The 23,841-nt window shown below is 70.1% G+C and carries 18 protein-coding genes and 4 pseudogenes; 10 read left to right on the forward strand and 12 right to left on the reverse strand.

Annotation, left to right across the window (positions count from 1 at the left end):
* Window positions 1-114 precede the first annotated feature (114 nt).
* Both ACFYV5_RS00795 and argF read left to right on the forward strand, forming a co-directional pair.
* The gene (locus ACFYV5_RS00795) at window positions 115-1,347 is read left to right on the forward strand and encodes an arginine deiminase (RefSeq protein WP_355106287.1); all 1,233 of its coding nucleotides are present in this window, start codon (window positions 115-117) and stop codon (window positions 1,345-1,347) included.
* Between the two features lie 113 nt (window positions 1,348-1,460).
* Complete coding sequence (gene argF, locus ACFYV5_RS00800) at window positions 1,461-2,468, forward strand: ornithine carbamoyltransferase (RefSeq protein ID WP_389162715.1); 1,008 nt, start codon at window positions 1,461-1,463, stop codon at window positions 2,466-2,468.
* 33 nt (window positions 2,469-2,501) lie between these two features.
* Here argF and ACFYV5_RS00805 read toward each other — a convergent pair whose 3' ends face one another.
* On the reverse strand, window positions 2,502-2,981 hold the full coding sequence (locus tag ACFYV5_RS00805) for an ATP-binding protein (protein ID WP_389162718.1): 480 nt from the start codon (window positions 2,979-2,981) through the stop codon (window positions 2,502-2,504).
* Window positions 2,982-3,226: 245 nt separating this feature from the next.
* Between ACFYV5_RS00805 and ACFYV5_RS00810 the strand changes: the two genes are divergently transcribed.
* Together ACFYV5_RS00810 and ACFYV5_RS00815 are read left to right on the forward strand one after the other, a co-directional pair.
* The gene (locus ACFYV5_RS00810; RefSeq protein ID WP_355106293.1) at window positions 3,227-4,054 is read left to right on the forward strand and encodes an enoyl-CoA hydratase family protein; all 828 of its coding nucleotides are present in this window, start codon (window positions 3,227-3,229) and stop codon (window positions 4,052-4,054) included.
* A 2-nt stretch (window positions 4,055-4,056) separates the two neighbouring features.
* Window positions 4,057-6,525 carry a bifunctional salicylyl-CoA 5-hydroxylase/oxidoreductase gene (locus tag ACFYV5_RS00815; RefSeq protein WP_389164993.1) on the forward strand — a complete coding sequence of 823 codons (2,469 nt, stop codon included), beginning with the start codon at window positions 4,057-4,059 and terminating at the stop codon, window positions 6,523-6,525.
* Here ACFYV5_RS00815 and ACFYV5_RS00820 read toward each other — a convergent pair.
* Both ACFYV5_RS00820 and ACFYV5_RS00825 read right to left on the reverse strand, forming a co-directional pair.
* Window positions 6,512-7,354: a PaaX family transcriptional regulator C-terminal domain-containing protein gene (locus ACFYV5_RS00820; RefSeq protein ID WP_355106297.1), complete on the reverse strand. Its 843-nt coding sequence runs from the start codon at window positions 7,352-7,354 to the stop codon at window positions 6,512-6,514. The two genes, ACFYV5_RS00815 and ACFYV5_RS00820, sit on opposite strands and share 14 nt — an antisense overlap.
* Before the next feature lie 9 nt (window positions 7,355-7,363).
* Complete coding sequence (locus ACFYV5_RS00825) at window positions 7,364-9,013, reverse strand: AMP-binding protein (RefSeq protein ID WP_389162722.1); 1,650 nt, start codon at window positions 9,011-9,013, stop codon at window positions 7,364-7,366.
* 109 nt (window positions 9,014-9,122) lie between these two features.
* Here ACFYV5_RS00825 and ACFYV5_RS00830 point away from each other — a divergent pair, with 109 nt between their 5' ends.
* The 4 genes from ACFYV5_RS00830 (at window position 9,123) to ACFYV5_RS00845 (ending at window position 13,869) form a co-directional block, all read left to right on the forward strand.
* On the forward strand, window positions 9,123-10,325 hold the full coding sequence (locus tag ACFYV5_RS00830; RefSeq protein ID WP_389162725.1) for an acyl-CoA dehydrogenase family protein: 1,203 nt from the start codon (window positions 9,123-9,125) through the stop codon (window positions 10,323-10,325).
* The gene (locus ACFYV5_RS00835) at window positions 10,322-10,720 is read left to right on the forward strand and encodes a RidA family protein (RefSeq protein ID WP_389162726.1); all 399 of its coding nucleotides are present in this window, start codon (window positions 10,322-10,324) and stop codon (window positions 10,718-10,720) included. The genes ACFYV5_RS00830 and ACFYV5_RS00835 overlap by 4 nt, the downstream gene beginning before the upstream one ends.
* A gap of 247 nt (window positions 10,721-10,967) precedes the next feature.
* The gene (locus ACFYV5_RS00840; protein WP_389162727.1) at window positions 10,968-12,521 is read left to right on the forward strand and encodes an MFS transporter; all 1,554 of its coding nucleotides are present in this window, start codon (window positions 10,968-10,970) and stop codon (window positions 12,519-12,521) included.
* Window positions 12,522-12,678: 157 nt separating this feature from the next.
* Window positions 12,679-13,869, forward strand: coding sequence for a cytochrome P450 (locus tag ACFYV5_RS00845; RefSeq protein WP_389162730.1), 1,191 nt, complete (start codon window positions 12,679-12,681; stop codon window positions 13,867-13,869).
* A gap of 247 nt (window positions 13,870-14,116) precedes the next feature.
* Here the strand turns inward: ACFYV5_RS00845 and ACFYV5_RS00850 are convergent, their stop codons facing one another.
* The 5 genes and pseudogenes from ACFYV5_RS00850 to ACFYV5_RS00870 form a co-directional block, all read right to left on the reverse strand.
* The gene (locus tag ACFYV5_RS00850) at window positions 14,117-14,719 is read right to left on the reverse strand and encodes a hypothetical protein (RefSeq protein ID WP_389165106.1); all 603 of its coding nucleotides are present in this window, start codon (window positions 14,717-14,719) and stop codon (window positions 14,117-14,119) included.
* A gap of 38 nt (window positions 14,720-14,757) precedes the next feature.
* A pseudogene (locus ACFYV5_RS00855) lies at window positions 14,758-14,919 on the reverse strand (transposase); the annotation flags it as partial.
* Window positions 14,920-14,968: 49 nt separating this feature from the next.
* Window positions 14,969-16,192 carry an MFS transporter gene (locus ACFYV5_RS00860; RefSeq protein ID WP_389162733.1) on the reverse strand — a complete coding sequence of 408 codons (1,224 nt, stop codon included), beginning with the start codon at window positions 16,190-16,192 and terminating at the stop codon, window positions 14,969-14,971.
* A gap of 271 nt (window positions 16,193-16,463) precedes the next feature.
* Window positions 16,464-16,772: pseudogene (locus tag ACFYV5_RS00865) on the reverse strand (ROK family protein); the annotation flags it as partial.
* A 32-nt stretch (window positions 16,773-16,804) separates the two neighbouring features.
* Window positions 16,805-17,371: a GNAT family N-acetyltransferase gene (locus tag ACFYV5_RS00870; RefSeq protein ID WP_389162736.1), complete on the reverse strand. Its 567-nt coding sequence runs from the start codon at window positions 17,369-17,371 to the stop codon at window positions 16,805-16,807.
* Between the two features lie 261 nt (window positions 17,372-17,632).
* Between ACFYV5_RS00870 and ACFYV5_RS00875 the strand changes: the two genes are divergently transcribed.
* Window positions 17,633-18,778, forward strand: coding sequence for an SMI1/KNR4 family protein (locus ACFYV5_RS00875; RefSeq protein ID WP_389162739.1), 1,146 nt, complete (start codon window positions 17,633-17,635; stop codon window positions 18,776-18,778).
* A 73-nt stretch (window positions 18,779-18,851) separates the two neighbouring features.
* Here the strand turns inward: ACFYV5_RS00875 and ACFYV5_RS00880 are convergent.
* The 4 genes and pseudogenes from ACFYV5_RS00880 to ACFYV5_RS00895 form a co-directional block, all read right to left on the reverse strand.
* Window positions 18,852-19,626 (reverse strand): annotated as a pseudogene (locus ACFYV5_RS00880) (transposase family protein).
* Between the two features lie 276 nt (window positions 19,627-19,902).
* A complete protein-coding gene (locus ACFYV5_RS00885) occupies window positions 19,903-20,508 on the reverse strand; it encodes a transposase (protein WP_389162742.1) in 606 nt (201 codons plus the stop codon).
* Window positions 20,509-20,626: 118 nt separating this feature from the next.
* A pseudogene (locus ACFYV5_RS00890) lies at window positions 20,627-20,797 on the reverse strand (transposase); the annotation flags it as partial.
* A gap of 195 nt (window positions 20,798-20,992) precedes the next feature.
* Window positions 20,993-22,417, reverse strand: a complete 1,425-nt coding sequence (locus ACFYV5_RS00895; protein ID WP_389162745.1) for an FAD/NAD(P)-binding protein — start codon at window positions 22,415-22,417, stop codon at window positions 20,993-20,995.
* A gap of 189 nt (window positions 22,418-22,606) precedes the next feature.
* Here ACFYV5_RS00895 and ACFYV5_RS00900 point away from each other — a divergent pair, with 189 nt between their 5' ends.
* Window positions 22,607-23,710, forward strand: coding sequence for a response regulator transcription factor (locus ACFYV5_RS00900; RefSeq protein ID WP_389162748.1), 1,104 nt, complete (start codon window positions 22,607-22,609; stop codon window positions 23,708-23,710).
* Window positions 23,711-23,841: the final 131 nt, after the last annotated feature.

The following is a 23,841-nucleotide window of genomic DNA, read 5'->3' on the forward strand; positions in this document are numbered from 1 at the left end:
GGCGGAGTGGATGGCCGCGCTCCCCCGCCGGGGCGGGGCGACGGCGGGCTGATCGCCTCGGCCGACCGCTCCGAGAACCACGCGTGAGCCGCCCGGCTCCGTCAGGATGGGCGCATGGGATTCCATGTCGACTCAGAGACCGGGCGGCTCCGCCGCGTCATCCTGCACCGGCCCGATCTGGAGCTGAAGCGGCTGACACCCTCCAACAAGGACGCTCTCCTCTTCGACGACGTGCTCTGGGTGCGCCGGGCCCGGCAGGAGCACGACGGATTCGCCGACGTGCTGCGGGACCGGGGGGTCGAGGTCCACCTCTTCGGCGATCTCCTGCGGGAGGCGCTGGAGCTGCCCGCCGCCCGCAGACTCGTCCTCGACCGGGTCTTCCACGAGAAGGAGTTCGGGCCGCTGGCGGCCGACCATCTGCGCGCGGCCTTCGACTCCCTCGACGCCGCCGAGCTCGGCGAGGCACTGGTCGGCGGCATGACGAAGCGGGAGTTCCTGGCCGCGCACCGCGAGCCGACCTCGGTCCGGTTCCATGTCATGGAGCTGGACGACTTCGTCCTCAGGCCGCTGCCGAACCACATCTTCACCCGGGACACCTCCGCCTGGATCTACGACGGCGTCTCCATCAACGCGATGCGCTGGCCGGCCCGGCAGCGCGAGACGGTCCACTTCGAGGCGATCTACAAGCATCATCCGCTCTTCACCGGACCCGAGGCGGGCGGCTTCCACCACTGGTCGGAGGGGCAGTCCGACTACCCGTCGACGATCGAGGGCGGGGACGTCCTCGTCATCGGCAACGGCGCGGTCCTGATCGGGATGAGCGAGCGTACGACCCCGCAGGCGGTGGAGATGCTGGCCCGCGGGCTCTTCGCCGCCGGCTCCGCCCGGACGATCATCGCGCTCGACATGCCGAAGCGGCGGGCGTTCATGCACCTCGACACGGTGATGACGATGGTCGACCACGACACCTTCACCCAGTACGCGGGGCTCGGCATGCTCCGCTCGTACACGATCGAACCGGGTGACGAGGGCCAGTCGTTGCGGGTCACCGACCATCCGCCGGAGCATATGCACAGCGCGATCGCGGCCGCCCTCGGTCTGCAGGACGTCCGCGTCCTGACGGCGACGCAGGACGTCCACGCGGCGGAGCGCGAACAGTGGGACGACGGCTGCAACGTCCTCGCGGTCGAGCCGGGCGTCGTCGTGGCGTACGAGCGGAACGTCACCACGAACACGCATCTGCGCAAGCAGGGCATCGAGGTGATCGAGATCCCGGGCAGCGAGCTGGGGCGGGGGAGGGGTGGCCCGCGCTGCATGAGCTGCCCGGTGGAGCGGGACGCCGTGTGAGGGCCCTGCCGGGGAGGACGAGTGGGCGGCATCACTGTATAGGCATGCTGATCAGCGTATAGACTTCCATGCGTCGTCTCGTTCGCCTTCCCCGACCGTACCCAGGAGTACCCATGGCCCCCGACCTCATCGGCCGCCACTTCCTCAAGGAGCTGGACTTCACCGCCGAGGAGTTCCGCGGTCTGATCGACCTGGCCGCCGAGCTGAAGGCGGCCAAGAGGGCGGGTGCCGAGGTCCAGCGGCTGCGCGGCAGGAACATCGCCCTGATCTTCGAGAAGACCTCGACCCGGACCCGGTGCGCCTTCGAGGTCGCCGCCGCCGACCAGGGCGCCTCCACCACCTACCTCGACCCCTCCGGTTCGCAGATCGGGCACAAGGAGTCGGTCAAGGACACCGCCCGCGTCCTCGGCCGGATGTTCGACGCCATCGAGTACCGGGGCGACAGTCAGGCCGCCGTCGAGGAGCTCGCCGCCCACGCGGGCGTCCCCGTCTTCAACGGCCTCACGGACGACTGGCACCCCACCCAGATGCTCGCCGACGTCCTGACCATGACGGAGCACACGGACAAGCCGCTGGACGGCCTCGTCTTCGCCTACCTCGGCGACGCCCGCTTCAACATGGGCAACAGCTATCTGATCACCGGCGCCCTCCTCGGCATGGACGTCCGGATCGTCGCGCCGGAGGCGTACTGGCCGGCCGGGGAGATCGTCGCCGCCGCACGGAAGCTGGCCGAGGCGAGCGGTGCGGCGATCACCCTCACCGAGGACGTCGCCGAGGGCGTCCGGGGCGCCGACTTCGTCGCCACCGACGTCTGGGTCTCCATGGGGGAGCCCAAGGAGATCTGGGACGAGCGGATCGCCGACCTCGCCCCGTACTCCGTGACCATGGACGTCCTGCGCGCCACGGGGAACCCGGACGTGAAGTTCCTGCACTGCCTGCCGGCCTTCCACGACCTGGGCACGGCCGTGGGCCGCGACATCCACGCCCGTCACGGACTGACCGAGCTGGAGGTCTCCGACGAGGTCTTCGAGTCGGAGCACTCCGTCGTCTTCGACGAGGCCGAGAACCGGATGCACACGATCAAGGCGGTCATGGTCGCCACCCTGGCGGGCAACGCCTGACGGCCGGCCCGGCCCTCGCCGGCCGGTCCGTCGTCAGCCCACCGGCCGACGCTGCCCCGGGACCGCGGGAAGGGTGAACCAGACCGCCTTCCCGCGGGCGGTGGGGCGGTGACCGCAGTCGCTGCTGAGCGCGCGGATGAGCATCAGGCCGCGCCCGTGCTCCTGCCAGGGGTCGGGTGTCTCGGCGGGCTCGGGTGTCTCGCCGGGCTCGGATGCCTCGCCGGGTCCGGGGCGGAGGATCAGGTCTCCGGCGCGGGCCGGACGCCGGTCGTGCACCTCGACCTGGCAGCCTCCCGGCAGCAGCTCGACGATCAGCTCGATGGGGTCCTCGCCCTCGGTGTGCTCGACCGCGTTGGCGACGAGCTCGGCGGTCAGCAGCTCCGCCGTGTCCCTGTCGGCCGGCGCGTCGCGGTCGGTGAGCGCCGTACGGACCAGCGCGCGGGCGATCGGCACGGCGGCGGTGGTGTGCGGAAGCTCGATGCGCCACGTGGTGGGGTCGGTGGCTTCGACCATGGCAGGGAGTCCGTTCGGCGAGGAAGGTGGCGGACGAGGCGTCCCGAGACGTCCTACTTTCAACCTTACGAACCGCAAACGCGAAATCCATGGGCACCCCCTCCCTCGTGCGAGGTCCACGGTCACCCGTGGGCCGGGACCTTCGGCACCTCCGGGGCCGTCTCCGCGTGCACCTATCGCGCACTCGTGACGACAGTCACAACACGGTGATACGCTCCCGGGAGGAGGAAGGGAGGCACGCGCGTATGAGCCCCTTTACCGGCTCCGCACCCCGCACCGAGCGCTGGCACCACCTGCGCCTGGCCATCGACGACGGTGTCGCCACCGTCACCCTCGCCCGCCCCGAGAAACTCAACGCGCTCACCTTCGGGGCCTACGCCGACCTGCGCGATCTGCTCGCCGAACTCTCCCGGGAACGCGCCGTGCGCGCCCTCGTCCTCGGCGGCTCGGGCCGCGGCTTCTGCTCCGGCGGCGACGTGGACGAGATCATCGGCGCGACGCTCTCCATGGACACGGCGGAGCTCCTCGACTTCAACCGGATGACCGGGCAGGTCGTCCGGGCGATCCGGGAGTGCCCCTTCCCGGTGATCGCCGCCGTCCACGGCGTGGCGGCCGGGGCGGGTGCCGTCCTCGCCCTCGCCGCGGACTTCCGGATCGCCGACCCGAGCGCCCGCTTCGCCTTCCTCTTCACCCGCGTCGGCCTCTCCGGCGGCGACATGGGCGCGGCCTATCTGCTGCCCCGGGTCGTCGGCCTCGGCCACGCCACCCGGCTGCTGATGCTCGGCGAACCGGTCCGCGCGCCGGAGGCGGAGCGGATCGGCCTGCTGAGCGAGGTCACGGAGGAGGGCGACGCCGACGCGCGCGCCGCCGAACTGGCCCGCCGCCTCGCCGACGGACCGGCCCTCGCCCACGCCCAGACCAAGGCCCTGCTCACCGCCGAGCTCGACATGCCGCTCGCGGCCTCCGTCGAACTGGACGCCGCGACCCAGGCGCTGCTGATGAACGGCGAGGACTACGCCGAGTTCCACGCGGCCTTCACCGAGAAGCGGGCCCCGAAGTGGCGGGGGCGCTGACGATGCCGCCCGCCGAGGCCCCCCGCACCGCGCCGGGCGGCGCCGGCGCGGTGCGACCGGAGGCCGACGGGGAGGGCGCCCCTGCGAAGAGCACCCGCGCACCGGGCGCCCGCCCCGAGAGCCCCCGCGCCCCGGAGCCCCCCACCCCCCTCCGTATCGCCGTCGTCGGCGGCGGGCCCGGGGGGCTGTACGCCGCCGCGCTGCTCAAACGGCTCGACCCCTCCCGCGAGGTCACCGTCTGGGAGCGCAACGCGCCCGAGGACACCTTCGGCTTCGGCGTCGTCCTCTCCGACGAGACCCTCGGCGGGATCGAGCACGCCGACCCCGCCGTGTACCGCGCCCTCCAGGACGCCTTCGTCCGCTGGGACGACATCCACATCGCCCACCGCGGCCACCTCCTCACCTCCACCGGCCACGGCTTCGCCGCCCTCGGCCGCCGCCGGCTCCTGGAGATCCTGCACGCCCGCTGCGCCGAGCTCGGTGTACGGCTCCGCTTCCGTACCGAGGCCCCGCCCGCCGCCGAGCTGGCCGCCACCCACGACCTCGTCGTCGCCGCCGACGGGGTCCACAGCCGGACCCGGGACGCCCACGCGGACGTCTTCCGGCCCACGCTCACCACCCACCGCTGCCGGTACATCTGGCTCGCCGCCGACTTCGCCTTCGACGCCTTCCGCTTCGAGATCGCCGAGACCGAGTACGGCGTGATGCAGCTCCACGGCTACCCCTTCTCCCGCCCCTCGTCCGACCACCGCCCTTCCACGAGGCCCTTCGGGCCACACGGCCAGTCGGGCTCCTCCACCGTCATCGTCGAGATGCGCGAGGAGGTCTGGCGGGCCGCCGGCTTCGACGAGCTCGACGAGGCGGAGTCCACCGCCCGCTGCGCCAAGCTCTTCGCCGAGGCGCTCGGCGGCCGGGCCCTGCGCTCCAACAACTCCACCTGGACCGCCTTCCGTACCGTCGTCAACGAGCGCTGGTCCCACGGCAACATCGTTCTCCTCGGTGACGCCGCCCACACCGCGCACTTCTCCATCGGCTCCGGCACCAAACTCGCCGTCGAGGACGCCCTGGCGCTCGCCGCCTGCGTGGAGGAACAGCCCACCCTCGACGAGGCGCTCGCCGCGTACGAGACCGAACGGCGCCCGGTCGTCGAGTCCACCCAGCGCGCCGCCGCCGCGAGCCTGCGCTGGTTCGAGGAGCTCGGCGGATACCTGGACCAGCCGCCCCGCCAGTTCGCCTTCAACCTCCTCACCCGCAGCCGCCGCGTCACCCACGACAACCTGCGGCTCCGCGACCCGGCCTTCACCGGATCCGTCGAGCGCGAGTTCGGCTGCCCGCCCGGCACCCCGCCGATGTTCACCCCGTTCCGGCTGCGCGGACTGACCCTCCGCAACCGGGTCGTCGTCTCGCCCATGGACCTGTACGTCGCCGAGGACGGACTCCCCGGGGACTTCCACCTCGTCCACCTCGGCGCCCGGGCCCTCGGCGGCGCCGGGCTCGTCATGACCGAGATGGTCTGCGTGAGCCCCCAGGGCCGCATCACCCCCGGCTGCACCGGCCTCTGGACCGACGAACAGGCGGCGGCCTGGGCCCGGATCACCGCCTTCGTCCACGACCGGTCGCCCGGCACCGCGATCGGCGTCCAGCTCGGCCACTCCGGCCGCAAGGGCTCCACCCGCCGGATGTGGGAGGGCATCGACCAGCCCCTCCCCGAAGGCAACTGGCCCCTGACGGCCGCCTCACCGCTCCCGTACCGCACCGGCGTCAACCAGATCCCGCACGCCCTGGACCGGGACGGGATGACCGCCGTACGCGAGGAGTTCGTGGCCGCCGCCCGGCGCGCCGCCCGCTCCGGCTTCGACCTGCTCGAACTGCACTGCGCGCACGGCTATCTGCTCTCCGGCTTCCTCTCCCCGCTGACCAACCGGCGGGACGACGCGTACGGCGGGGCGCTCGGGAACCGGCTGCGCTATCCGCTCGAGGTCTTCGACGCGGTACGGGAGGTGTGGCCCGAGGACCGGCCGATGACCGTCCGTATCTCCGCCACCGACTGGGCGGACGGCGGTACGACGGCCGAGGAGGCCGTCGAGATCGCCCGCGCCTTCGCCGCCCACGGCGCCGACGCGCTCGACGTCTCCACCGGCCAGGTCGTCCCCGACGAACGCCCCGAGTACGGCCGCTCCTACCAGACCCCGTACGCCGACCGGATCCGCAACGCGCTCGCCGTCCCCGTGATCGCCGTCGGCGCGATCTCCTCCTGGGACGACGTCAACTCCCTGCTCCTGGCGGGCCGCGCCGACCTCTGCGCCCTCGCCCGCCCCCACCTCTACGACCCCCACTGGACCCTCCACGCGGCGGCCGACCAGAACTACCAGGGCCCGGCGGCTCCCTGGCCCCCGCCGTACCGCGCGGGCAGCCGCAAACCCCCGACAGGCCGCACCGACGCGCCGAAGCCACGCCTCACGCTGGGGTAGGACGACCGCTCTCGCCCGTCGGCCGCACGAACTCCGCGCCCCGGTCCCGCAACCTCTCGTGCAGCGCCGCGAAGACCTCCGCCGAGCGGGCGCCCGGCCAGTCCTGCGGCAGCAGCTCGGCCGGCAGGACCGGGTCCGCGTACGGCAGACGGCGCCAGGAGTCCAGGGCGAAGAGGTAGTCGCGGTAGGCGTCCTCGGCCGTGCCGGGGGCCGTCGTCCAGGCCCGCAGGACCGGCTCGTGGGCGGCCAGGAACTCCTCGTGGAGCTTGGCGATCGACGGCAGGTCCCACCAGCGGGCCACCGCCTCCGCCGTCGCCGCGTACCCCAGATGGTCGCCGCGGAAGAGGTCCACGTACGACGAGAGCTCCAGGCGCTCCAGGGTGTGGCGGGTCTCCTCGTACAGCCGCGCCGGGGCGATCCAGACGCCGGGGGCCGCCGTGCCGAAGCCCAGCCGGGCGAGCCGGGAGCGCAGCAGATGGCGCTTGTGGCGCTCGGCCTCGGGGACGGTGAAGACGGCGAGGACCCAGCCGTCGGACAGCTTGGGCTCCGTGCGGGTGTAGATCCGGCGGTCGCCGTCGTCGAGGAGCTGGCGGGCGTCGTCCGACAGGGCGTACCCGGCCGCTCCGTCCGGCGTACGGCGCGGCAGCAGCAGGCCCCGCCGCTTCAGCCGGGACACCGACGAGCGCACCGACGGCGCGTCCACGCCGAGGGCCGCCAGGAGGCGGATCAGCTCGGCCACCGGCAACGGCTCCTCGCCCGGCGCGAGGCCGCGGCCGTACGCGCCGTACAGCGAGACGATCAGGGAACGGGGAGAGTGCTGCTCGACCACGTGATCACTCTAGGGGGTGGAGGTGCCGTCGAGGTCGGCGCGCAGCCGGAAGCGCTGCAGCTTCCCCGTCGCCGTCCGCGGCAGCGCGTCCAGGAAGACGATCTTGCGTGGGCTCTTGTACGGCACCAGCCGGGACCGTACGAACGCCCGCAGCGCCCCCGCCGTCTCCGCGTCGCGCGGCACCCCGTCCCGTACGACCGCGTACGCGACCACGATCTGGCCGCGCAGCTCGTCCGGGTGGCCCACCACCGCCGCCTCGACCACGTCGGGGTGGGCGAGGAGGGCCTCCTCGACCTCGGGGCCCGCGATGTTGAAGCCGGCCGAGATGATCATGTCGTCGGCACGGGCGACATAGCGGAAGTAGCCCTCCGCGTCGCGGACGTAGGTGTCTCCCGTGACGTTCCAGCCGCCGTGGACGTACTCGCTCTGGCGCGGGTCGGACAGGTAACGGCAGCCGACCGGGCCGCGCACGGCGAGCAGGCCCTCCTCGCCGTCGGGGACCTCGGCGCCCGTCCGGTCGACCACCCGCGCCCGCCAGCCCGGCACCGGCCGCCCGGTCGTGCCCGGGCGGATGTCGCCGTCCGCCGCGGAGATGAAGATGTGGAGCAGCTCGGTCGCGCCGATGCCGTTGATGAGTTTCAGACCGGTGCGCCGGTGCCAGGCGTCCCAGGTCGCCGCCGGCAGGTTCTCGCCCGCCGACACGCACCGCCGCAGCGACCCCAGCGAGGAGACGTCGTGCCCGCCGTGCCGGTCGATCTCCTCCAGCATGACCCGGTAGGCGGTCGGCGCCGTGAACAGCACCGACACCCGGTGCTCCGCGATCGCTTCGAGTAGCTGCTTCGGTCCCGCCTGTTCGAGCAGCAGCGCGCTGGCCCCGGCCCGTAGGGGGAAGAGCACGAGCCCGCCGAGGCCGAAGGTGAAGCCGAGGGGAGGGGAGCCGGCGAAGACGTCGTCCGGCTCGGGGCGCAGGACGTGCGCCGAGAAGGTGTCGGCGACCGCGAGGACATCGCGGTGGAAGTGCATGCACCCCTTGGGCCGCCCCGTCGTCCCCGAGGTGAAGGCGATCAGGGCCACGTCGTCCGCGGCCGTCTCCACGGCCTCGTAGGTGTCCGGTCTGCCCATGGCGAGGGAGAGCAGATCGTCCGGGGAGTCCCCGCCGAAGGCGGTGATCCGCAGCCCCGGCACCTCGGCCTTCACCAGGTCGTCGACGCTCCTGATGTCGCACAGCGCGTGGGTGCAGCGGGCCATCTCGCACATCACGGCCAGTTCCCGCGCGCGTTGCTGGGCCAGGACGGTGACGGCGATCGCGCCCGCCTTCATGACCGCGAGCCAGCAGGCGGCCAGCCAGGGAGTGGTCGGGCCGCGCAGCAGCACCCGGTTGCCGGGCAGGACACCGAGGTCGGAGGTGAGGACGTGGGCGATGCGGTTCACCCGCTCCCGGAGCTGTCCGTATGTCCAGACATGTCCGGTGCCGTCCAGGAACGCTGGGCGCTCCGCGCCGAACCGTTCCACCGTGCGGTCGAGCAGTTCCGCCCCGCAGTTGAGCCGCTCCGGGTAGTCGAGCCCCGGCAGATCGAAGAGCAGGCGCGGCCAGGCGTCGGCGGGCGGCAGATGGTCGCGCGCGAAGGTGTCGTGGTGGGCCGAGGGGGTCAGCTCCATGAGTTCGTCCCCTTGTCGTGGTGGGGTCGCCCATCGAGCGTATCGTGATGGTGACGACAGTCAACGGTGCGCGATAGAAGTCATGTCGGCGAACGGGACAGGGGTCAGAATGTCCGTATTCTCACTCGATCCACAGCAGACCGCCCGGTGCGCGGAGCTCCGTGTCCTCGCGGCCGAGCGCCTGCGGCCCCTCGCCGAGAAGGGCGAACCCGGCCGGGTGAACCGCCCCCTCGTCGCCGCCCTCGGCGAGCTCGGCCTCCTCGCCGGACTCTTCGAGGCCGGCGCGCTCGACCTCTGCCTGCTGCGTGAGTCCCTCGCCCACTCCTGCACCGAGGCCGAGACCGCGCTCGCCCTCCAGGGGCTCGGCGGGCACCCCGTCGCCGCCTTCGGCACCCCCGAGCAGCGGGCCCGCTGGCTCCCCGAGGTCGTCGCGGGCCGCGCCGTCGCCGCCTTCGCGCTCAGCGAGCCCGACGCGGGCTCCGACGCCGCCGCCCTCGCCCTGGAGGCGCGGCCGGACGGCGCGGGCGGCTGGCGCCTGCACGGTGAGAAGCGCTGGATCTCCAACGCCCCCGAGGCCGACTTCGCCACCGTCTTCGCCCGGACGACACCGGGCGCCGGAGCCCGCGGCGTCACGGCCTTCCTCGTCCCCGCCGACCGTCCGGGCCTCTCCGGCAGCCCCCTCGACATGCTCGCCCCGCACGCCATCGGCTCCCTCGTCTTCGAGGGCGTCCCGGTCGGCCTCGCGGACGTCCTCGGCGAGCCCGACCGGGGCTTCCGGGTCGCCATGACCACCCTCAACCGCTTCCGGCCCAGCGTCGGCGCCTTCGCCGTCGGCATGGCCCAGGCGGCCCTCGACGCGACCCTGGCCCACACCGCTGCCCGCCACGCCTTCGGCGGCGTCCTCGGGGACCTCCAGGCCGTCGCCCACCAGGTCGCTGAGATGGCCACCCGTACCGAGGCCGCCCGGCTGCTCGTCTACGCGGCGGCGGCGGCGTACGACGCGGGCGCGGCCGACGTGCCGCGCCGCTCGGCGATGGCGAAGCTGCTGGCCACCGAGACCGCGCAGTACGTGGTCGACGCCGCCGTCCAGCTGCACGGGGCGCGGGCGCTTCAGCGCGGCCATCTGCTGGAACACCTGTACCGAGAGGTGCGCGCACCGCGCATCTACGAGGGAGCCACGGAGGTCCAGCGCACGATCATCGCCAAGGAGCTCTACGCCGCGGCAGCGGCACCCACGGAGCCGCACGCCGTCCCCGCCGCTCCCCAGGACCCGTACGCCGCCACCGAGTCGCCGAAGGAGCCGTCCGTATGAGCCTGCACCGGCACAACCCCGCCGAACTCTCCCCGCCCACCGGCTTCTCCCACGCCGTCACCGCCACCGGCTCCCGCCTCGTCTTCCTCGCCGGACAGACCAGCCTCGACCGCGACGGCAAGGTGGTGGGGGAGACCCTGCCCGAGCAGTTCGAGACCGCGCTCGCCAACCTCCTCGCCGCCCTCCGACACGCCGGCGGCACCCCCGCCGACCTCGCCCGCGTCACCGTCTACGCCACCGACGTCGCCGACTACCGGCAGCACGCGCACCAACTGGGCCGGATCTGGCGGAGGTTGGCCGGACGCGACTATCCGGCGATGGCCGTGATCGGTGTCGTACGGCTGTGGGACGAGCAGGCGCAGGTGGAGTTGGACGGCTTCGCGGTGGTGGACTAGAGCCTGTCCCTGGGCGAACGCCTCCAAGCAGCCGAAGGGCTGAGCGAGTTAGACCGGCCCGCGCTCGTCGTCCGGGCGGCCGACGACCTCCTGCATGCCGCGCGAGTACGGCCGCCGGCTCTCCTGCTCAGGGCCTTCCTCGCGGAGACCGCTTGATCAATTGGTCACGCGCCGGGCCCGGGCTTACTGTCGAAAAGGTGGACCGACCCGGCCCACGGCTTCCCACCAGGCGAGGGCGCGATGCGCCATGAGTACCCCGAAGCCGACGACACCAGCTCGGACCGCGGCCCCGAAGCGCCGGGGCGACGGCAAGGGCATCGCCCTGTTCGTCATCGCCTCGTGCCAGCTGATGGTCGTTCTCGACATCACGATCGTGAACATCGCGCTGCCGCACATCCAGAGCTCGCTGGAGTTCTCCACCACCAGCCTGTCGTGGGTCGTCAACGCCTACACGCTCACCTTCGGCGGGCTGCTGCTCCTCGGCGGACGCGCCGGTGACATCCTGGGGCGGCGCCGGGTCTTCATCTTCGGAGTCCTTCTCTTCGGACTCGCCTCGCTGCTCTGCGGACTGGCCCAGAACGACTGGCAACTGCTGGCCGCTCGGGCCCTGCAAGGCGTCGGCGGAGCGATAGCCTCCCCGACCTCACTCTCCCTGATCACCACGAACTTCGACGAAGGCCCGGAACGCAACCGGGCCTTCGGTGTGTTCGCGGCCGTCTCGGCGGGCGGCGGCGCGATCGGTCTGGTCGCCGGCGGACTGCTCGTGGAGTGGCTCGACTGGCGCTGGATCTTCTTCGTCAACGTGCCCATCGCGCTGCTCATCGCCTTCTTCACCCCCCGTCACATCAGGGAGTCCGAACGCCACCCCGGCCACTTCGACTTCACCGGGGCGCTCACCTCCACCCTCGGCATGGTGGCGCTGGTGTACGGGTTCATCCGCGCCTCCCAGGAGGGCTGGCGCGACCCGTGGACGCTGGCCTCGTTCGGCGGTGCGGTCGTGCTGCTCTGCCTGTTCCTCCTCGTGGAGCGGCGCTCGCGGCAGCCGATCACGCCGCTGCACATGTTCGCCGACCGCAACAGGGCGGGCACGTACGCGATCATGCTGTGCCTGGCCGCCGCGATCTTCGGGATGTTCTTCTTCCTGACGCTGTTCGTGCAGACCGTCCTGGACTTCAGCCCCTTGCGGACCGGACTGGCCTTCCTGCCGGTGAGCGCGATCATCGCGGTGGGCGCCGGGATCACTTCCCAACTGCTGCCCACGTTCGGTCCCAAGCCCTTCATGGTCGTCGGCTCGCTGTTCGCGGCGGCCGGTCTCTCCTGGCTCACCCTGACCGATGTGCACTCCACCTATCTGGGCAGCGTCCTCGGCCCGATCCTGGTCTTCGGCTTCGGCATGGGCCTGATGTTCGTCTCGCTGACCCTGATGGCACTGTCCAACGTCGCGCAGCAGGACACGGGCGCCGCCTCCGGACTGCTCAACGCCACCCAGCAGCTGGGCGGTTCGCTGGGGCTCTCGATCCTGGTGACGGTCTTCGGCACGGCCAGCCGCAACGAGGCGAAGGACCAGGTGCCCGCCTTCCTCTCCCAGGCGAACCCGATGGAGAAGGCCGAGTTCGCCAGAACCGGGCAACTGCCCCCGCCCTGGGCCGACGAGGTCCTGACGGCGGGCGTCTCGTCCGGCTTCATCACGGCGGCGGCCTTCTCCCTGGTGGCGTGTGTCATCGCCCTCTTCGCGATCCAGGTGCGCCCCTCGGACATCGAGCGTCTCAAGGGTGGGATGGGACCGCCCGGGATCGGCTGACCATTGCAACGTGCCGTTGCCTTCATCTCCAGCGCCATTGCTTCAATTAACAGCGCTCTACCAGCACTTACGTTCCTCAGGCGATTGACCGTGTTCTGAACGCAACGTAGCTTTCGGTCTGCGTCAAACACGTGCTGTCGCGAGATGAGGAATGGCCATGACCGATTCTGTCCACACCGTCACGACACTGCCGACGGAGCGTCGGCCCGGCTGCCCCTTCGACCCCCCGGCGGAACTGATCGACGCCAGGCGGCACGGCCCCATCAGCCGCTACACCCACCCCGGCGGAAAGCCCGGCTGGCTGATCACCGGCTACGACCTGGTCAGGTCGGTCCTGGCCGACCCGCGGTTCAGCGCCCGCAAGGAACTCCTGAACGTGGTCGACTTCGAGCTCCCTCCGGCGCCGCCCGGCGAGTTCCTCCTCATGGACGAACCCCAGCACGGGCGCTACCGGAAACCGCTGGTGGGCAAGTTCACCGTACGACGGATGCGACTGCTCACCGAGCGCATCGAGCAGATCACCACCGAGTGCCTGGACGCCATGGAGAAGGCCGGGCCGTCGACGGACCTGGTGACGGCGTTCGCCAAGCCCATCCCCACCATCGTCATCTGCGAGATCCTGGGCGTGCCCTACGAGGACCGGGACTCCTTCCAGGAACAGATCGACACGTTCATGAACGGGGAGACGAGCGACGAGGACCTGCTCGCGGCCTACACCGCGACCCAGAACTACCTCGCACAGCTGGTGGCCGCCAAGCGCGCGAACCCCACCGACGACGTGCTCAGCGAACTCACCGACAGCGACCTGACCGATGAGGAGCTGCAGGGGATCGCCCTGATCCTGCTGGCGGCCGGCTTCGACACCACCGCCAACATGCTGTCCCTCGGGACCTTCGCACTGCTGCGGAATCCGGAGCAACTGGCCGCGCTGCGCGCCGATCCGTCGCTCATCGACCAGACCGTGGAGGAGCTGCTGCGATATCTGAGCGTCGCCAAGTCGTTCATGAGGACGGCGCTGGAGGACGTCGAGGTGGGCGGCCGGACGATCGAAGCCGGCACGACGGTCGTCCTCTCGTACAACACCGCCAACCGCGACCCCGAGCGCTTCGCCGACCCCCACTCCCTCGACCTCCGGAGGGACCAGGGCGGGCACCTGGCCTTCGGCCACGGCATCCACCTGTGCCTGGGCCAGCAACTGGCCCGTATCGAGATGCGGGTCGCGCTCTCGGCGCTGCTCCAGCGCTTCCCCACGCTGCGCCTGGCCGTCCCGGCCGAAGAGGTCGCCCTGCGCCCGGAGACCGCGGACATCTACGGGGTCAAGAACCTCCCGGTCACCTGGGACGTCTGAGAAGCCGTATCCCAACCGAGCTGGACCGGCAGGTGATCGCGCGAGAGAAACTCTTCGAGGCCCTGGCCGTGTCCGCTGCCGAGACCACCGCCCTGACCGAGGCGAAGACGGGGACGGAAGCGGAATCGGTGCCCGCTTCCGCGCCGTTGCCGGGAACGACGGTGCCGTCCTGGCGGGAAGGTTTGTCGGCGACGGCTCTCGCGCCGGACTACCGGCGGATCCTGGGCATGCCGGCGGACCGGCCGGATCAGGAGCCGGTGAGGGCCAAGGAAATCACGTTGGTGCTGGGGCTGGAGCCGACGCCGGCGAAGGTGGAGGGCGTACGGTCGAAGGCGAGGCGACTGGCGGAGCGTGGGTGGCTGGTCCAGGAGACGTCGGGGATGTTCAGCGCCGTCAGCAGGCCCGTGGCCGGGCCAGGCGGCGGCTCATCCGCGTGATCACCGACCGCTGGATCATGGCCTCGCTGGTGGCGGTCAGGGCTTCGTAGTCGCGGGCCAGACGGCGCGAATGCACCTGCCATGCGAACGTGCGCTCCACCACCCCTGCGGGGCAGCACCACGAACCCTTCCATGGTGTCGGTGCGCTTGACGACATCCAGAGCGAGCGCGAGTTTCTTGACGCACCAGTGGACAAGGCCCCCGGTGTAACCGGCGTCGGCCCAGACCAGGGTGATCTCCCGGTGCAGCGACCGCAGCCGCTCCAGCAGAGGCACGGCCGCATCCCGGTCGGAGGCCCGCACCGACTGCGCGTCGATGATCCCCGCCGAAGGCTTCGCCTCCCGGCCCTCGCGCTCACGGACCTTCCCACGCAGCCGGTCGTGGAACTCGTGACCAGCCCGTGCTCCCGCCACCGGCGGAAGATGGCATAGACCCGGCCCCAGGCAGGGGACTCAGCGGGCATCGCACGCCAGGAAATCCCGCCCGCGACCAGGTAACGGATCGCGTCCGGCATCTGACGGTGGCAGTAACCCTCGGGCTGCCCGCCCTTGCCCGCCAACCAGGCCGGCGCCGGCAGTAACGCACGCACCGCCGCCCACTCCACATCCGTCATGTCCGAGGGATAGCAGTGCGGCAGACACCGCGTCGAGCAGGGGTCGGCCTTATGGCTTGGCCGGGTCAGGCCACGGGATCTTCCGGGCGTAGTGGGACCAGGCGACCAGCACCATCAGGGCAGCGGCTGTGCCCGCAAGCGTCATGACCATGGATGGGGAGGAGCGGTCAACCACGAGGCCTCCGACCAGCGACCCGATGGAAATGGTGGCCTGGAACGAGGCGGTGAAGAGCACGGAAGAGGCTTCGGGTGAATCGGGTGAGGCTTTGGCGAACCAGGTCTGCGAACAGACAGGCACGGCCCCGTAGGCAACGCCCCACAAAACCAGCAGTGCCACGGCGCCGAGGTCATCCTTGCCGAGCACCGGGAGCAGCACCGTCGCGCCGGCGATCATCAGGGCGGCGGCTGCGAAGGTGCCCCTCGGATACCGCGCCACAGTCGATCCGCCCAGGAAGTTCCCGACAATTCCTGCAGCTCCGTACACGAGCAGATAGACCGTGATGAGCCCGGTGCTCACATGAGTCACCTGCTCCAGGAACGGAGTGACATAGGTGTAGGCACCGAAGTGGGCGAGCACCACAAGGAACGTCATCACCAAGGCAAACCGAGTATTGACACTCCTGAGCATGCCCGTGAGCGCACTCGGACGAGTCGGCTCATCGGCCGGCAGCGGCGGGACCACCAGGAGCAGCATGACGAAGACACAGAGAGTCAGAAGCCCCATGACAAGAAACGCGGTGCGCCACCCCGCGACGTCTCCGATGAACGTACCCAGCGGGACTCCGAGCACGGACCCGAGAGGCACCGCGGAGAAGATCACGGCGGTTGCCCGGCCCACCGATTCGGCAGGAACCAGCCGACTCGCCAACCCCGCGCCGATGGACCAGAAACCACCGATGGTGACCCCGACCAATACACGTGAGACCAGGACCAGCCAGTAGCTCGGCGCAACCGCGGCCAGGAAATTCGCCAATGCCAGCAACAGAATAAACGTACCCAGCATGAGCCGACGATCGATGCGCGCCGTGGCGACAGTTACCACTGGCGCCGAGACCGCGGCCAGAAGACCGGGCATGGTCATCATCAGACCAGCTATTCCATCGGAGATGGTGAAACTCGAGCCAATCGAGGTCAAAAGGCCGATCGGCAGGATCTCGGTGGTGACGATCGAGAAGATCCCCAACATCACCGAAATCACCGCCAGCCACGAGACCATTGGTGATCGAGCCGGCAATGAAGGCGAGTCGATGGAAGTGGTGGTTGCTGTGGACATGAATTCCGTCCTGTGTTGGGCATCACATGAAGTGTGAGCACTATTTCAGCAGGAACAGAAGCCACCTTCTGGCAGTTTCGCGACGTCAACAACGACTTCCGCGTCCGACATGTCCGAGGGATACCGGCGTTCCCGGTTCGGATAGTCGGCCGCGTTGCTGTACACATGCGCGAGGCAATCACACGATGGAGGGGACGAGTTGAAGGGAACGGGCTCGGACGCGTACGACAACGACACCAAGGCACCGCGGCGGCGCCTTCGTCGAGCGCAACGCCACGCCGTCGATCGCCGTGAGCCGGCCGGCCGCCGCGAGGCGTCCGGCGAGCTCGTCCGACCTGCCCGCGCGCGCCGCGTCCTCGGCGTCGCGGGCCAGGGCGGCGCCGCTGAAGTGGGCCTCCAGGCAGCCCTTGTTGCCGCACGCGCAGGCGCGGCCGTCCGGTTCCACCTGGATGTGGCCGATGTCGCCGGCGCTGCCCGTCGTACCGCGGTAGACGTGACCGCCGACGACGATGCCGCAGCCGATGCCGGTACCGATCTTGACGCAGAGGAAGTCGCCGACCGAGCGGGCGACGCCCGCGTGCTACTCCCCCATGGCGCGTATGTGGCAATGGGTCACCGCTCGGAGGGTGCCTGGCGATCAGCCGGGGCATCGTTGTACTGGGGGATGGCCATGGCCACCGAATCCTTGAGAAGGTCGATCGTGAACGCCACCCGGTCGAGTCCGGGGCCGTCGTAGTCCGGCTTCACGGCTGACGCGGTGAAGCCGAGCCGGGTGTGAAATGCCCGCGACGCGGTGTTCTCCGGACTCGTGATGCAGTGCACGTAACGGCGTCCGTGTGACCGGGCGAGCGCGAAGAAGGCCCGGTAGAGGACACGTCCGACGCCCTGCCCGTGCAACACCGGGTCGACGCCGACGAAGTGCACATAGGCGGTCTCGGGCTCTGTCTGCGACAGGAAGCCGACCAAGAAGGCGGCAACCTCGCCACCGCCGCGTTCGACCAGGAAACTGGTGGTGGCGAAGTGCTGAAAGTACAGCCGGGGCAGAAGCAGCGCACGTTCCGTCGCTCCTGCGTCCCCTTTCAGGCCGCCCCACCACGTGTCCAGTACGGCGAGCACGCGGAGATGGTCTTCGTCGGCAAGGTGCCGGGCTCTCAGGCCAGCGGGAAGGTCATCGATCATCTGTGCAGTCTGCCATCGTGCGCGAAGCGCATCGTGAACACGGTCGCCCGGTGACTCAAGAGCGCGCACGACAAGCCGAAAGCGGACACGCTCGGTTACCTCAGTCACTGAGCTTCTTCGAGTTGGCCACCGATCGGGTGATTGCGACTGAGTGCTTCATGGTCGAGTGGGCGAGCTAGCCGGCCTGAACGCCAAACCCGGCGGCAAGGCCGGTGAGCGACGATCAAGCTGTTGTCAGCCGCTAGCTCTAAGGTCGGAACCATGACATCAGACCTGGTCCAGGACTCATGGACTCGCATCGACGCGTGGCTGCGCGAGCACGCGCCCCGCACTTTTGCCACGCTTCGGTCGCCCGCAGGAGACGAGGAGATCACAGCAGCGCAACAGGAACTGGGGGTCACCTTTCCTTCGGACCTGGTCGCTTCACTCCTCCGGCACAACGGGGCGCTGGAGATACGTGAGGCTTTCCGGTTCAGCTCGGGCGACCGGGTGCTCGGAGTGAGCGGAATCCTCGGGGACACCGGGTTCATGCGCGGCATCGACCAAGGCCTCGACGGGGAGACCGAGGGCTACTGGCTTCACGACTACGTGAAGTTCGGTTCATACGACGTGACGTCGGACGGCCTTCTGGTGGACTGCCGTACTGGGCGGGACTCCTTCGGTGCGATCGGGCGGTTCTTCGACGAGACCGGCACCAGTTTCGGGGAGGCCGACTCGCTGGGCGAGTATCTGGCCAAAGAGGCCGACCAGCTTGAGCGAGGCCAGGACGCCGGTATTGTCACGTTCAACGGCCGGCTGTTCCGGGAGGACCCTCTGCCTGCCAGGCCGAAGTACAGTGCCGACGAGCCCCTTCCCGCACCGGATGAGCAGCTGCCAGAGCTGGACCTGTCCTACAGCCCCACCGACCTCCTCCACGTGAGCTACCTGGACGGACACGAGGAACTCGGTGCACTGATCGCGACCCTGCCATATGAGCGGGTGGTCGAGGCCGCGCGGAAGCAGTTGCGCAGACTGGCGGTCGAAACAGGCCTGAACAACTACCCAGAGGTCAAGGCAGCCCTGAACGCGTGGGAGCGCGGTGAGGCCCCGCCACAGCCGGACCAGACCGGCCCGCTCGCCTTGCGACTCCGCGCGGTGCTCGCGCAGGCCGACACCGGACGAGACCGCACGCGCAGGTGGGCCGCGGAGCAGATAGCGCTCGGGATCTGGGGGTCCCCTTACAGGTCCGTGTGCGAGAGCGCAAACATGCGAAGCCACTTCACTCTCGACTGGCGGGCGGATCTGCATGCGGACCTGGGCCATCCGCCACTGCCGCCTATACCTGACGACCGATTTTGGGGGGCGCTGCGCAACCCCGCCATCGACTCCAGTTGGTACGCGGCTCAGTACACCCAAGATCAGGACTGACCCCATGGGTTCTGGTTCCGCGTGAGCGCTTCATACGGCGGATATCGCCAGACGAAGCGCTCAACGAGCTTCTTCAGCGCTGCCGCTCCAACGTGAGGCCAGCCTTGACGATTGACGTCATGCGGTTGAGGCTGCACCGGGACCTGCGGAAGATCCGCCAGGACTTCAGGATCGCGACACCGCGTTCAACGGGCGCTCGTGCTGCAGCCAACGCCCGGTTGAGGGTCTTTTCAGTAGATGTGAGTTCTTGGAGTGGCTTGCGTTTGATGCTGGTCGTCAGCCACGGTCCGCCACCTTGGTAGGCGAGGTCGGCCAGGATGGGAACGCCCTGGCGCTCGCAGATCCGGATGATCCGGTGGGTGCGGGCGGCGGTCAGGTCGTGTGTGCGGCCCGGCAAGGCGGGCGAGAGCCACAGCAGCCGGCCGTGGGGGTCTGTGACGACTTGCACGTTCACGCCGTGGCGCCGGTGCTTGTGGGAGTAGTTGGTCCGGCCGTCGCCGACCCGGTCGCACTCGGCGAGGGTGCCGTCGAGCAGGACGAAGTCGGGATCGTGTTCGCGTAGCGTCTTGAGCAGACCCGGTGCACGTTCGGCAAGCAGGTCGACGACCGCGCGGGTAGGCGTGGGCGGTGGACTCGCTGATGCCGAACCCGGCGGCGATCTTCGCCAGAGTGGTGTGCTCGCGCAGGTACACCAGTGCCACCATCGCCCGCTGAGATGGACGGAGCTTGCAGCGCCGGTCGCCCTCACGGGTGACTATCAGCATGGTGACCCACTCCACCAGCGCATGCGGCAGGTCGAGTGCGGCAGGATGGCTCGGGGGCCTCGCTCGTTGTGCTCCACGGCCCATCACCCGGTCGGTGGCCAACTCGAAGAAGCTCACTGGTCGTAGGTGGGAACCTTGATGGCTTCCGGCCATGGGCGCCTCGCCCGTCTCTTAGCTGAACTCTGGCTGAACGCGGCGGCTTGGACTTCTGCCGGCACTGCTGCCGCGCCACCACCAGATCCACCCTCAATCCTTGGCGAACCCAAAGCACTACACCCAGCCTCCACGCGATCCCCTGCCACGCGGGTCACGCACGGTCAACGACGGGGCCGACACAGGGGGCGGCCGCTCGCCCTTCAATCAGGTCGTGGTCGAGGTCCCACATACCTCTCCTTGACGCTTGGGACCGCCCTGCCCAACAGGCCAGAGAAGGTGCAGTGAGAAGCCGTTGTCTTTCCGGATGTGATCGCTGTGTTTCCGCTGGTCGGGCATGGTTTCACTGTCGTCGCGGAAGGGGTTGGACGTTCTGTTCGGCCTCGACAGCGTCGTCTGTGCTTGCTGCGGAGAGCTGACCGCCCGGATTGTGGCGGTGCGGGCCAGGCGGCGAGCCATGAGCATGCTTGCCGAGAAGTGGATGAACGCCTCGCTGCTGGCGGGCAGCGTCTCGTAGTCCCGCACCAGACGCGGCGAGCGCATCAGCCATCCCAGACTTCGCTCCACCACCCACTGTCTCGGCAGCACCACGAACCCCTTCATTTCGCCACTGCGTTTGACGATCTGCAGGGTGAGATGGAGTTCTTCCTTCGCCCACGTGACGAGACGGCTGGTGTAGCCGCCATCGGCCCACACCAGGCTGACATTCCTGAACCGTGTCCGCAGCTGGGGCAGCATGACCCTGGCGGCCTGGCGGCCTGGCGGCCTGGCGGCCTGGCGGTCGGTGACGTCCGCGCCGGTCACCAGGGCCATCAAAAGCAGGCCGACGACGCAGTCGGCGCGGCCCCGCGGCCCTGCGGGCCTTGCCGCGCAGCTCCTTTACCAGGCCGTTCTCCCGCCACCTGCGAAAGAAGGCGTACACGCGGTCCCATGCGGGAAAGTCGGCAGGAACGGAGCGCCACTTGATCCCATTGTCGGTGACGTGGAAGACCGCATCCAGCATCTGCAGGTGGCAGTAGCCCTCCGGCTGGCCGCCCCTGCCCTCCAGCCAGGCCGGCACCGGCAGTGCGTCACGCACCACCGCCCACTCCACGTCGGTCATGTACGACGGACACCGTCGCGCTCTGTTCGGCCGGTCGGCCGCGTTCCCGAATCGGTGCGCGAGGCAATCGCACGTCGACACACGGGTGTTGGACGGGACCAGGACCGTCACGCGCTTCCTGTTCGACCCGCACGTTCCGTGATCGGTTGGGGCGTGAGTCCTCCATCGCCGTTCGGGAAGGGGTGGGTGGGGGATTCAGTCGCCGGCCGCGACGATCGTCTGCGCGGCCCGTGCCGCTTGGGCCGCTATGCCCGCAATGCTTGACGTAATGAACGGACCGCCCCCGGCGAGGTCTCCCACCACGTGCAGGCGTGGGTCAGCCGGAACCAGCCCCCCGGCCGGGTGCAGCTCGGCGGAGCCGTCGGCCAGCAGGGCCGTGACCAGCGGCCCAGCCATCCGCGGGATCGCCCGCGGTGGCGGGTTCACGGCGTTGATGACGGCGTCGAAAGTGCGTTCGCCGTCGTCGTGGCGTACCCGGAACACCCCTTCCGCCACCTCGATCTTGCGGACGCCCACGGCGACGGCGAGTTGCCCGGAGTCCAATAGCCGCATCATGGTGGCGGCGTTCACCGGGACCATCGGTGAGGCCACGCTCGTCGCCATGCGGAAGTGACGCCGTAGCCGCGTGCGGTCGGGTTCGGGCAGCAGCCGCCATGCGTACGGGCCAACGCTGTGCGCTGTCTCCTGGAGGACCCGGCGGCCGATCCTGGGGTCGTCGACAGCGTCCAGTTGCGCCCGTAGGCGCCGGACCGGCTCTTCGGTCTCGGCCGCCAGCAGTTCGGCCGCGAAGGCTTCGAAGTCCTCTCCCGCCTCCGCCAGTTCGGTACGCAGCAGCCCGAGGAGGTTCTCGAGGGTGACGGCACCATGCTCGTGGTGCAGCGCCGCCACCCGCTCGGCGGTCACGTGCTGCGGCCGGTGGTCGACCGGGCGCTGCCAGACGTGGGGCAGCACACCGCTGCGGGACAGCAGCGTGATCAGGCCGGTGTGCCCGCGTGCGGCGAGCGACACGACGATGTCGACCGCGGTCAGACCGCTCCCGATGACCGCGACGTTGCTGCCGGCCGCGACCCGTTCGAGTGTGCGTGCCAGCGGGTACGGATCGTCCACGAAGCCGGAGGCGCCGCCGAGACCGTAGTGGTCCTGCGGCGTCCCCCCGCCCACGGACAAGGCCACGTGGTCGGCCTCGTGCCCACGTCCGTCCTCGGTGCGGAGCGACCAGTTGGCCCCTGACCGGGCTACCCCGATGACACGGGCGGTGACGACCCGCACCCGCCAGCCGACTTCGCGCAGGACGGCCAACGCCGTCTCCGCAGTGTGTGCCAGGTACTCGCCGTAGAGCGCGCGCGGAACCAGCGGCTGGCCCAGCCGTTCGTCGAGGTGAGCCTGGCTACGCATGCCCAGCCAGGCCGCGTAGTGCCCGAAGTCCAGGTGGCGGATCGACATGATGGCCGGCGGTGCGTTGACCAGCACCGTGTCCAGGTCCGGGCCGTACGGGCGGCCTCGCCAAAGGTGCGGGGACGGCTCGAACACCGTGATGGTCCCAGGGCTGTCGGCGGTGGCCGCCAGCGTGTCCAGCAGGCCGACCGCGGCAGCACCCGCTCCGACGATTGCGATGTCCATGTTCTTCCCTTCACATTCCAGGCCGCCGCCGCAAGGAGCCGCGGCCTCATCGAGCCTCGCCGCCGCCAATGCCGAGCCCCATCCCCCACGAGCGGTGACCGGCCGGGAATGACCCCCTCACATGGGGGGTTGGCGCAGGACAGGAGGGCGGGCAGGCTGGCCTGCATCCAGACCACGGGAGGGATCTCCATGCCTGATGCGCGCCGCCACGCCGAGGTGCTGTCAGGTCATGCCAAGGTGCTGTCGGGTGCGGATCGGGTCACCGGCACACGCGAACTCTTCAGCCGGACGTCCGCCAAGCTGCGACGGCTCATGCCGTTCGACTCGGCCGTATGGGCGGCCACCGACCCGGAGACCGGTCTCATCACCGCGCCGATGCTGGTGGAGAACCTCGGCTCCGGCGAAGGCTGCGCCGAATACTGGGAAAGCGAACTCCTGGAGGAGAACGTCCTCCCGTTTCGGGACCTTGCCCGCGCCACCGTCCCGGCGGCCGGTCTGCGCGCGGCCACCGGCGACCTGCCCGCGCGCAGCGCGCGCTTCCGCCGGCTGCTCGGGAGTCAGGGCGTGGACGACGAGCTACGGGGCGTGCTGCGCGTCGGCGACCGGCCATGGGCCGTGGTGAGCCTGTTCCGTATGCGCGGTGGCGCCCCGTTCGGTCCGGCCGAGACCACGCTGCTCGCCGGTCTGTCCGGTCCGCTGGCCTCGCGGGTACGCCGGTTCGTCCGCCCGTCCGCGTCCGGCGGCGGAACTGACGCACCCGCGCCCGGACTGGTGCTCTTCGATCCCTCCGGCGAGCCGACGTCGATCAACGAAGAGGCGCGGCAGTACCTCTCGCAGCTCCCTGAAGGCCCCTCCATCCCCTCGCAGTTGGGCCTGAGGCTGCCGATCTGGGTGGTCGCCACTGCGCTGCAGGCCCGGGCGATCGCCCGGGGCCGCGACCGGGCGGGCGGCGCGAGGACACGTATCCGAACCGTTGACGGCCACTGGTTGACCTGCCATGCCTCCTGTCTCAGCGGCCCCGCTGGGCAACCAGGTCCCGTGGCACTCGTCATCGAGCCGACGGCCGCTGCCGATCGGGCGGTCCTCATCGCCGAGGCGTACGGCCTGACGTCGCGCGAGCTGGAGATCACCCAGCTCATCACGCGCGGGCTTCCCACCACGGAGATCGCCGCAACGCTGTTCATCTCTCCGCATACCGTGCGCGACCATCTCAAGGCCGTCTTCGGCAAGGCGGAGGTCTCCAGTCGAGGCGAACTCGTCGCGCGATTGTTCGCCGAGCATTACCGGCCCTGACCACAGAAGGTGCAATCATGTTCGGTTGACATACGGCTTCTGACTGTGGGCGTACTTGCTCAGGGGGGCGAGGCGGCCTGATCCTGTACTCCGATCAACTCCAGGACAGGCATCGGCTCGACGTGCGAGAA

Source organism: Streptomyces sp. NPDC003035 (assembly GCF_042888285.1).
In the GTDB taxonomy this organism is placed as follows: domain Bacteria; phylum Actinomycetota; class Actinomycetes; order Streptomycetales; family Streptomycetaceae; genus Streptomyces.